Annotated in this window: 2 protein-coding genes; one reads left to right on the forward strand and one right to left on the reverse strand. The window is 43.2% G+C overall.

What is annotated here, in order from left to right:
- Nucleotides 1–218: 218 nt before the first annotated feature.
- Nucleotides 219–707 (reverse strand): HAD hydrolase family protein, encoded by a 489-nt coding sequence (locus tag EQW76_RS28580; protein WP_203452811.1) that lies wholly within the window; start codon nucleotides 705–707, stop codon nucleotides 219–221.
- Between the two features lie 919 nt (nucleotides 708–1,626).
- On the opposite strand from EQW76_RS28580, the gene EQW76_RS28585 reads away from it, so the two are divergent.
- Nucleotides 1,627–1,902 (forward strand): hypothetical protein, encoded by a 276-nt coding sequence (locus tag EQW76_RS28585; protein ID WP_142832610.1) that lies wholly within the window; start codon nucleotides 1,627–1,629, stop codon nucleotides 1,900–1,902.
- The last annotated feature ends 610 nt before the right edge of the window (nucleotides 1,903–2,512 follow it).

Consider the following 2,512-nt stretch of genomic DNA (forward strand, 5'->3'; position numbering starts at 1 on the left):
ATGCATCGCGGCCGCCGTTATCTTCTGGCTCTGATTTAACGAGTCCTGAGCCTAAGAATGGAATAATTGACCCAACGAAATAAGCCATATACTAAAGAATAAAATCGAGCTTTATTTATAAAAGGACTGGTATATGAAAGGGAAATACATCGCATCGGAATACAAGAAAAACAACAAGACATAGCTCGAAACCACACAACAGGAGCAGATATGCGACATCATTTTCCGACCATTTCTGCAACTATTTCCAGAACCTCCAGGATGTCTTCATATCCATCAGCGACTGGAAATTGTCGGAAGCTTTTCTCTACCATGATACCGCTACCTGCCTGAACAAGCATCGGACCATCAGTGTTGGCACTATCGCCACAAGCGATCCAGGTCTTGCCTTGGACCCTCTCCATCACAGTTTTCAGCGCCTGGGCCTTGCTGAGATCCCTGAGAGTGAGATCAAGGAAGGCAGCAGTTGCGTCCACAATGAATTTTTGGCCGCTCTCCGACACCTGATTGTCCATCAGTTCACGAACCTGCTGATTTTCGGCTTCATCAACACCTTCTTTCCAGCCGACGGCATAACCAGCAGTCTTTTTGTTGAGGATAAAAGGATAACTCAAGCTGCTGATAAGGCTTTCCATCTGCTCGGTGAAATTGTGGACTTCAGCAGGGCTAGATGCCCGATGAATGACCCGGTCGTTGATCTTTATCATCATGCCCTTCTCGGTCACGAGATTGGGATGGTCTCCTACCCCAATCCTTTGAACGTAATCTTCAGCCTGCGCGGTAATAAGAAAAGTCTGATCGGGGATCCTTGCGAGAACTCTAAGGGCTCTCTGGCCAACATTTGCACCGGGTGGAGTTATGGTTCCATCGATATCAAGAGCAAAAGCCAGCTGTCAAAAACACCAAGTCAGTACGTATCTATAAGCATAATTTAATTCGAAATGATAAAATAAAACACCTTCTTGGCCTTCTGCGTAATCTCAGGCAAGTCCATGCCCAAGCAGCTTGTGAGAAGAGACGCCATATCAAAGAGTGTTTAAGATTGTATATGGGGCCGGATAATGGGAGTTGATGAGAAATAAGACGTGAATAACTCATTTTATAGACAGCTGGGTGCTCTTTTCTACGTGATTACATATGCGCTTACGTCATTTTATGACTTGGACATACGGTCCCAGCGAGAAATTTAGGTATAGCAATTTTTGAAAATTTCTGTTCTCGATAGCGTTTGATTGAAACATTAATTCATGTGGTACAGCTAAGTCGCAGGATGTTTTTGGAGTCATTTGCCTTGGTTGTTTGAATTGGAGGGTTTTTAAATCGCCTACATCCATACCATATAGCTTTGCAGATAAGATTTGCCAGCAAGTCTTATCGCGTGACGTAAAGGCTTACCATACAGACGTTCTAACATCGCTATAAATTCAGTTTACCGGTACAACCTTCTTATCATAAAAACCAAGCTATCATGGCTTCCGCAAGTTCATCGCCGGACACGGTTGATATTGTAGCAATGATCGGTCCTGAAACTACTACATTCATTTTTGACAACATCGAGAACGTATTCAACCGATATTTAAATCTTTATTTTTTCCTTCTCAATATTTAATTTTTGATGGCCTGTTTATGCAGATCAAGTTCGCCGTGAACTGGGAGCGTTTGAAGGAAAAGTTGAAGGAGAATAAGGAAGCACGCAAAGCAGCGAAGCGGATCAAGTCATCCCACATCGCTGATTTTTCCGGTGAAGGTCAAGATCTTGCGGACCATTTCAATGAGCAAAAAACTGCTTGGCCGATAGCCCGGTGGATTGCCCTCGGGCTTGAATCCAATCATGACGGTGCTAGAAAGAGGCATAATGATTTCAAAGACTCACCCCGGCTATCCTGTCATTGGAGATCTTGATAAGCTTGCGAGATTTTTCATTTGGTTCGCCTATGTCAAGACGTCGTTCGCCGATCGTGATTTCCTCGGTCTTGTGATTGATCGTATCACAGCCAAAATTAAAAACTAAATGTCTACAATTCAAATCGAAGCCTAGAATAAAATGCATTTGTCCAAGTCTGGGCTGGTTTTATATCATTTGTATTTGATGATTTTCAGTATGTTTGGGGATGTTGTATAAATTGCAAATTAATGTTGAGACAAGAATATTTATTTTATTGTACACGGTATCCGCATTTGAATGCATGTTTAAGCGTTTAGTAGACTATGGCGTCCGCTCTGTCGTTTGGCACGCTACGGTTCTGAAAATAGCTGTCGACGAGGTGCTCCCGCGGATCTTGCAGGCGGCGTTAATCCGAATTGTTACAATTGAAGTTCTGAAGTACCGCCTACTCATTTAAGGTTGGTTAGACTACATATCCTGCACTGCCGTATCGGCTTAAACAGATGAGAAGGTCGACGTTTTTAAATTAGGAAATACCAAACTCAATTTGCTATTTCCCCAAAATGCCTGACTTGACAGGATATATACCGATGTCAGATCCGTGCATCCGTGCATCCGTGCATCCGT

It is taken from the genome of Rhizobium sp. rho-13.1 (genome assembly GCF_007000305.1).
GTDB classification, from domain to species: Bacteria; Pseudomonadota; Alphaproteobacteria; order Rhizobiales; family Rhizobiaceae; genus Rhizobium; species Rhizobium rhododendri.